8 protein-coding genes are annotated in these 7,337 nt (G+C 68.6%); 2 read left to right on the top strand and 6 right to left on the bottom strand.

Annotated elements, in window-relative coordinates; all coding sequences use genetic code 11:
• On the bottom strand, nucleotides 1-599 hold a 599-nt coding region (locus J0695_RS00190; RefSeq protein WP_206958772.1), incomplete at its 3' end, for a GNAT family N-acetyltransferase.
• 83 nt (nucleotides 600-682) lie between these two features.
• Here J0695_RS00190 and J0695_RS00185 point away from each other — a divergent pair.
• Together J0695_RS00185 and J0695_RS00180 are read left to right on the top strand one after the other, a co-directional pair.
• Complete coding sequence (locus J0695_RS00185) at nucleotides 683-1,672, top strand: nucleoside hydrolase (RefSeq protein WP_206958770.1); 990 nt, start codon at nucleotides 683-685, stop codon at nucleotides 1,670-1,672.
• Nucleotides 1,673-1,732: 60 nt separating this feature from the next.
• A complete protein-coding gene (locus J0695_RS00180; RefSeq protein WP_206958768.1) occupies nucleotides 1,733-2,851 on the top strand; it encodes a DUF7847 domain-containing protein in 1,119 nt (372 codons plus the stop codon).
• Here J0695_RS00180 and J0695_RS00175 read toward each other — a convergent pair.
• From J0695_RS00175 to sufC, 5 genes are all read right to left on the bottom strand, one after another.
• The gene (locus J0695_RS00175; RefSeq protein WP_242552001.1) at nucleotides 2,835-4,157 is read right to left on the bottom strand and encodes a hypothetical protein; all 1,323 of its coding nucleotides are present in this window, start codon (nucleotides 4,155-4,157) and stop codon (nucleotides 2,835-2,837) included. The genes J0695_RS00180 and J0695_RS00175 overlap by 17 nt on opposite strands.
• A gap of 334 nt (nucleotides 4,158-4,491) precedes the next feature.
• Nucleotides 4,492-4,830, bottom strand: coding sequence for a metal-sulfur cluster assembly factor (locus J0695_RS00170; protein WP_206958765.1), 339 nt, complete (start codon nucleotides 4,828-4,830; stop codon nucleotides 4,492-4,494).
• Nucleotides 4,827-5,288: a Fe-S cluster assembly sulfur transfer protein SufU gene (sufU, locus tag J0695_RS00165; RefSeq protein ID WP_206958763.1), complete on the bottom strand. Its 462-nt coding sequence runs from the start codon at nucleotides 5,286-5,288 to the stop codon at nucleotides 4,827-4,829. The genes J0695_RS00170 and sufU overlap by 4 nt, the downstream gene beginning before the upstream one ends.
• A 12-nt stretch (nucleotides 5,289-5,300) precedes the next feature.
• Nucleotides 5,301-6,572: a cysteine desulfurase gene (locus tag J0695_RS00160; RefSeq protein WP_206958761.1), complete on the bottom strand. Its 1,272-nt coding sequence runs from the start codon at nucleotides 6,570-6,572 to the stop codon at nucleotides 5,301-5,303.
• Nucleotides 6,569-7,336, bottom strand: a complete 768-nt coding sequence (gene sufC, locus J0695_RS00155) for a Fe-S cluster assembly ATPase SufC (RefSeq protein ID WP_206958759.1) — start codon at nucleotides 7,334-7,336, stop codon at nucleotides 6,569-6,571. Before sufC ends, J0695_RS00160 begins: the two co-directional genes overlap by 4 nt.
• Between the last annotated feature and the right edge of the window lies 1 nt (nucleotide 7,337).

Genomic DNA, 7,337 nt, shown 5'->3' with positions numbered 1-7,337 from the left:
CCCCCGCCCCACAGGCTCGCGAAGTCCGTCCCCGTCTGGAACTCGATCCGCGCCGCGCACACCGGCCGGTCCCCCGCCATGGCCAGGACGGCGACGAGCCCCTCCGGGTCGGCCTCAAGGCGGGTCAGCACCTGGTGCTGGATCCGCGAACTGTCCGAGCCGAAGGCCTCGTCGTGGGCCTCCCCCATCAGCCGTACACCTGCCGCATCGGTGACGGGCACCAGCCGCACCCCCTCGGGCAGCCGCACCTCCGTCGGCAGCTCCGCGACCTCCGCGACCATCAGCGCCTCGGCCGGCTCCGCCTCGAATCCGGCCGCCGCCAGCCGCGCCCCCAGGTCGTGGGGCGTGTCGTGCGAGTAGAGCTTCCACTCGAATTCCAGCCCCAGCGCCCCGAAGTGCTTCACCTGCGCCGCGATCACCGCATCCGCGTCCGCACCGTCCTCGCCCAGGCCCGACCAGAGGACTCCGTTCCAGTCGCCGCCCCCGCCCGTCTGCCGTACGACATCACCCGCACGCTCCACCCGCACACCCGGACCGTCCCCCGGGGTCTCCCGCCGCATCTGCCGGTCGAATACCGCACGCACCGCATCACTGTTCATGCGGTCACTCCAACACCGCATCCCACCTGCGGCAACCAGATATCGGCGGGCCCCGTAGCATTCCGGACGAACCCACTCGCACCATGGAGGTACCCCCGGTGAACCGCTCCCCGATCATCCTGGACAGCGACCCTGGTCTCGACGACGCCGTGGCCCTGCAGTACCTCCTGGGCACCGGCCTGTGGGACCTCAAGGCCTTCACCGCGGTCGCCGGAAACGTCCCGCTCGACCACACGTACCGCAATGCCCGCGCACTGACCCGCGCCCTGCGCATCGACGGCGACGTCCCCGTGTACCGCGGCGTCGGGCGCACCCTCAGCCGTATCAGCCCCGACTCCGGCGGCTTCCACGGCGAGAACGGTCTCGGCGACGAGATCATCCCCGACTCCACCGCGCCCCACCAGACCGAGTCCGCGGTCCAGGCGATCCTCCGCCTCTCCAAGGAGTACGAGGGCGAGCTCACCCTCGTCGCCACCGGCCCCCTGACCAACGTCGCCGCGGCCCTCATCGAGGACCCCGACCTGGCCAGGCGGCTGAAGAAGCTGGTCTTCATGGGCGGTGCCGTACACACCGGAAACATCACCCCCGTCGCCGAGTTCAACGTCTGGGCCGACCCCGAGGCCACCGACATCGTGGTCACGTCGGGAGCCCCGTACACGATGGTCGGCCTGGACGCGACGCACGCCTGGCGCTTCACCCAGGGCGACCTGGACACGCTCGTGGCCGCGGGTCCGGGCCAGGAGCTCACCGCCAACCTGATGCGCCACTACCTCAAGTCCTACGACGTGAACGCGGGCCAGCCGGACTGCCCGCTGCACGACCCCCTGGCGGTGGGCGTGGCGGCCGACGAATCGTTCGTCACGGCGGCCGACGGCACGATCGTGGTGGAGTGCGCCAGCGAACTCACCCGAGGCCAGACCGTCTTCCTCCCGGCCGACGAGGCCCGCACCTACGCGTACAGCGATGCCATCAAGGCGCGCACTCTGCAGACGGGCCGGGTGGCTCTCGGCAAGGGCCCGCGGAACTTCAGCGCCCACTTCACCGAGAACCTGCTGCGCTGGCCCAGCGCCTGAGGCGGCTATCTTGTGCCGTCCGGTACGGAATCACCGGTCGGCACATCAAGGGGGAACAGCATGACGCAGGACGCGGGTTGGGGCGGGGCATACGGAGGACCACCCGGGTACGGCGGGCCACCCGGCTACGGAGGACCGCCCGGCCCTGGCCCCGGATGGGGTGGCGGCTGGGGGCCGCCGGAGGCGCCCAAGCCAGGCGTGATCCCGCTGCGGCCGCTGCAGGTCGGCGACATGCTCAGTGGCGCGATGTCCGCGATCGGCCGCTACTGGAAGCCCCTGCTCGGCATTGCCGCGACCCTCTACGGAGGGGCGGCGACAGCCGTCGTCGCGATCATCGGCATCCTGTACGCCACGTTCTCGGACACCTTCCACACCGTGTTCGACGATGACCGCCAGCCCCACCTCACCTGGCCCGACGTCCGTTCGCTGGTGTTCGGCTTCATCGCCCTCTGGGTGGTCGCCCTGCTCCTGATCATGTTCTGTACGGCCATGATGTACGCGACCTGCGCAACCGTGCTCCAGGACGGCGTACTCGGCAAGCCCGCGACCTACGCATCGGTCTGGCGCCGCGCCTTCTCGCGCATGCCCGCCGTGCTCGGCGCCGTACTGCTGTCCGGACTGGCCACCGTGGTGCCGCTGTTCCTGATCGTGGGCGGGTTCATCGCCCTGATCGTGATCGCGGTCAGCAACGACAGCCCGGCGGCTCTGATCGCCCTGATCCCGCTGCTGATCCTGACGGTCGTCCCGCTCGCGGTCTGGCTCTACGTGAAGTTCAGCCTGGCCCCCTCCGCCGTGGTCTTCGAGGGCCGGCGCCCCGTCGACGCGCTGCGCCGCTCCTCGCAGCTGGTGAAGGGCTCCTGGTGGAGGATCTTCGGGATCTCGGCCCTCTCCTCCGTGATGGCCGCCATCACGGGCTACTTCGTCCAGATGCCCTTCACCCTCCTGGGCAGCTTCCCCACGGCAACGCTCGGTGAAGACGCGGGCACCGCCCAGATCGTCACCGTCATCTCCTTCTATTTCGCGCTCGGCATGCTCGGCCAGCTGATCAGCCAGGTGATCACCGTCACCTTCCCCCAGCTGATGACGGGTCTGCTCTACGTCGACCAGCGCTTCCGCAAGGAGGACCTGGCCCCCGTGCTCGTCCAGGCGGCAGCGGGGAACGCTACGGAGTCACCGTGAACCACGTGGCGCGGGACTTCTTCCACTCGTCGTGGGAGAGGTCCTTCGCCTCTGTGCCGTCACCGTAGAGGTCGGCCGAACCGTCGTCGGTGATCAGCTGCGCCTGCGCACCGGAGACGCTCAGGTCCGGTACGTCCACCACGGCCTCCCAGCCGCCCGGGTCACTGGTCGGCAGGTCGATCCGCTTGACCGGGGCGTGCGCCGCGACCCCGTCCCAGGAGTAGAGGGCATACGGGTCGCTGTTGTCGTCGGCGGCCCATGAACCGGCCACGATCAGGTACTGGTTCGCGGCGTTCTTCCGGATGTCCCGGATCGCGAGCCCGCCCAGGTCCAGCTCGATCGGCGTACCGAAGACGGCCTTCGCCCCGCTGCCGAGAACCTTGTCGATGTTGGTGACGGGCACGATCAACCCCTTGCCGCCTCCCTTCGGCGGTACGAGCGGCGCGCGGAATCCGATGTACGCGGTCGTGGTGGATCCCGGCGCGAACTCAAGACCCTCGACGTTGAACCCGTCGATCTGCTTGGGCACCTGGCCGTCGGCCACGCCCGCCGCGAAGCCGTAGCCGTTGCCGTTCATCTTGTCCCAGGCGACCAGGTCGTCACGGAGCTTGTGGTACGAACCGGCCACCGTCAGCGCGGTGTTGGCCCCGGAGCCGCTCACCGTGGTGGTGATAACGGTGTTGCGGTCGGCCTTGTACTCGCCGTCCTTGTTGTTGCCGAGCGATCCGGTCCAGTAGATGGTGTTGCCGACCCGGGCGGCGCCCTCGATGTCGATCTCCTTGTCCGCCCCGAGAGCGTCGCTGACGTCCCAGGTCTTCACCGGCGCCCCGGACGCCGAACGGCTGTACAGCCGCAGCACGTTGGACTCGTCGTCGGCGACGACCACGTACCCGTCACCCACGTCGACGGCGGCCGACGCGTCGGAGGAACCGGTGAGGTACCGGGTCTGCGGCCCGTACTGGACGGCGGCGGACGCGGCGTAGTGCAGCGTCTTGGTGGCGGTCTTCCCGCCGAGCCCGGTCACCTTGAGGGTCAGATCGGTGTACCCCCGCGCATGGGCGCCCACGGTCACCGTCCGGGTCGCCCCGGTCCCGGTGACCGTCACGTCGCCCGTACCGGCGACGGAGGACTTGGAGCTGGCGGATGCGGCCACGGTCAGCGCCGAGACGTCGGCGCCGCTCTGGGCGAGGGTCACGGTGACGGCGGGGTCGGCGGTCGCACCGACGGCGCCGGAGAGGTACGCGGCCGAGAGCGCGATGGTCGGCGTGCCGTAACTCACCGCCTGTGCAGGTGTGTTGAGGCCCATGACGGCCAGCGTAAGCAGACCGCTCGCGGCGGCGATCGCCGTGCGGCGGGAAAGCACTGTGCCTTCCCGGGGGACAACCCCCGGACCCCCGGCCGGAAGAGCACGTCGGCGCGACATCCCCGGGCGCCCTCGCAAAGCTTGCTTTAGCGCAACGTACGACTGCACTGGGTGTCCCTCTCGTCGTGATGATCCCCGTGTGATCTCGACGAGAAGGTTCCGGTTCCTGCGCCAACTGTCGGCGCACGGCGTACGTACGGAAGGCGAACAACGCCGGACGGCCCCGGTGCACTCGGTGCACCGGGGCCGTTCAGGGGTGTTGCGGATCAGGCTCGGATCAGACGTTGAAGCCGAGCGCGCGCAGCTGCTCGCGGCCGTCGTCCGTGATCTTGTCCGGGCCCCACGGCGGCATCCAGACCCAGTTGATCTTCAGTTCGTTGACGATGCCCTCGGTCGCCGACTTCGCCTGGTCCTCGATGACATCGGTCAGCGGGCAGGCCGCGGACGTCAGGGTCATGTCGAGGGTGGCGATGTTCGCGTCGTCGACGTGGATGCCGTAGATCAGGCCCAGGTTGACGACGTCGATGCCCAGCTCGGGGTCGACGACGTCGTACAGCGCCTCGCGGACCTCTTCCTCAGAGGCCGGCTTGGTCGTCAAGGTCTCACTGTCGCTCATGCTGTCTTCCTTTCGGACTCGCCCAGCGCCTGAGCGGTCGCGTCCTTCCACGCCATCCAGCTGAGCAGCGCGCACTTCACACGGGCGGGGTACTTGGAGACTCCGGCGAACGCGACCGCGTCCTCCAGGATCTCCTCCATCGCGTCATCCGGCTCCAGCTTGCCCTTGGACTGCATCAGCTCCAGGAACGCGGCCTGGATCTTCTGCGCGTCCTCGAGCTCCTTGCCGACCAGCAGCTCGTTGAGCACGGAGGCGCTGGCCTGGCTGATCGAGCAGCCCTGGCCCTCGTACGAGATGTCCGCGATGCGGTCGCCGTCGTACTTCACGCGCAGCGTGATCTCGTCGCCGCACGTCGGGTTGACGTGGTGCACCTCGGCGTCGCCGTCCCGGAGACCGCGCCCGTGCGGGTGCTTGTAGTGGTCCAGGATGACTTCCTGGTACATCGAATCCAGCTTCACGATCCCCAGTCCCTATCCGAAGAAGTTCCGTACGTGCTCCAGGCCATCGACCAAGGCATCGACCTCGCCGGGCGTGGAGTACAGATAGAACGACGCTCGCGTCGTCGCAGGAATTCCGTACCGCAGGCAGACGGGCCGCGCGCAGTGGTGGCCGACCCGGACCGCGATGCCCTGCTCGTCGAGGACCTGGCCCACGTCGTGCGGGTGGATGTCGCCGAGCGTGAAGGAGATCGTCGCGGCGCGGTTCTCGGCCGTGTCAGGACCGATGAACCGCAGGTCGGGGATCTCCCCGAGCCGCTTCATCGCGTACGCGGTGATCGCGTGCTCGTGCGCCTCGATCTTGTCCATGCCGATCGCGGAGAGGTAGTCCACGGCCGCACCGAGGCCGACGGCCTGGGCGATCGGGGGCGTACCCGCCTCGAACTTGTGCGGCGCGGGAGCGTACGTCGACGAGTGCATCGACACGGTCTCGATCATCTCGCCGCCACCGAGGAACGGCGGCAGGTCCTCCAGGAGCTCCTGGCGGCCCCAGAGAACGCCGATGCCCGTGGGACCGACCATCTTGTGGCCGGTGAAGGCCACGAAGTCGGCCTGCAGCGCCTGGACGTCGAGCACCATGTGCGGGGCTGCCTGCGAGGCGTCGATGCAGACGAGCGCGCCGACCTGCTGGGCGCGGCGGATGATCGCCTCGACCGGGTTGATCGTGCCCATGATGTTGGAGACCAGCGTGAAGGAGACGATCTTCGTCTTCTCGGTGATGATCTCTTCGATGTTGGACAGGTCGAGGCGGCCGTCGTCGGTGATGCCGAACCACTTCAGCTTCGCGCCCGTGCGCTGCGAGAGCAGCTGCCACGGCACGATGTTGGAGTGGTGCTCCATCTCCGTGATGACGATCTCGGTCTCGCGGTCCACCCGGTAGGGCTCGTCGGCCCAGCCCAGCATGTTGGCGACGAGGTTGAGCGACTCCGAGGCGTTCTTGGTGAAGATGACCTCGTCGCGGCTCGGCGCGTTGATGAAGGCGGCGACCTTGTCGCGGGCGCCCTCGTACAGTGCCGTGGCCTCCTCGGCAAGCACGTGCACGCCGCGGTGGACGTTGGCGTTGTGCTGCTCGTAGTACTCGGTGAGCGCGTCGAGCACCTGGCGCGGCTTCTGCGAAGTGGCCGCGTTGTCCAGGTAGACGATCTTCTTCCCGTCGTGGACCACACGGTCCAGCAAGGGGAAGTCCTTGCGGATCGCCTCGACGTTGTAGTCGGACGCCGTGAGGAGGCCCGGCAGTGTTGTCACGCTGAAGCGCCGCCCTTCGTGGTGTAAGCCTCGTAGCCCTCGGTCTCCAGCTTGTCCGCGAGCTCGGGACCGCCGGACTCGGCGATGCGGCCGTTCGCGAAGACGTGGACGAAGTCGGGGGTGATGTAGCGCAGGATGCGCGTGTAGTGCGTGATGAGGAGCGTGCCGACCTCACCGGTCTCGCGGACGCGGTTGACGCCCTCGGAGACCTGGCGCAGCGCGTCGACGTCCAGACCGGAGTCGGTCTCGTCGAGGATCGCGATCTTCGGCTTGAGGAGCTCCATCTGGAGGATCTCGTGGCGCTTCTTCTCGCCGCCGGAGAAGCCCTCGTTGACGTTGCGCTCGGCGAAGGCCGGGTCCATCTGGAGGGTCTCCATCGCGGTCCTGACCTCCTTCACCCAGGTGCGCAGCTTGGGGGCCTCGCCGCGGATCGCCGTCGCCGACGTACGCAGGAAGTTGGAGACCGACACACCGGGGACCTCGACCGGGTACTGCATGGCGAGGAACATGCCGGCGCGGGCGCGCTCGTCGACGGTCATCGCGAGGACGTCCTCGCCGTCGAGGGTGACGGTGCCGGAGGTGACCGTGTACTTGGGGTGACCCGCGACGGAGTACGCCAGGGTCGACTTGCCGGAGCCGTTGGGGCCCATGATGGCGTGGGTCTCGCCCTGCTTCACGGTCAGGTCGACGCCCTTGAGGATCTCCTTCGTACCGTTCTCGGTTTCGACGGAGACGTGCAGGTCGCGGATTTCAAGCGTTGCCATG

Origin of the sequence: Streptomyces beijiangensis (genome assembly GCF_017315755.1) — a bacterium.
Taxonomy (GTDB): domain Bacteria; phylum Actinomycetota; class Actinomycetes; order Streptomycetales; family Streptomycetaceae; genus Streptomyces; species Streptomyces beijiangensis.
Note: the sequence above shows the minus strand (reverse complement) of the source record. Positions and strands in the feature narration are given on the sequence as shown.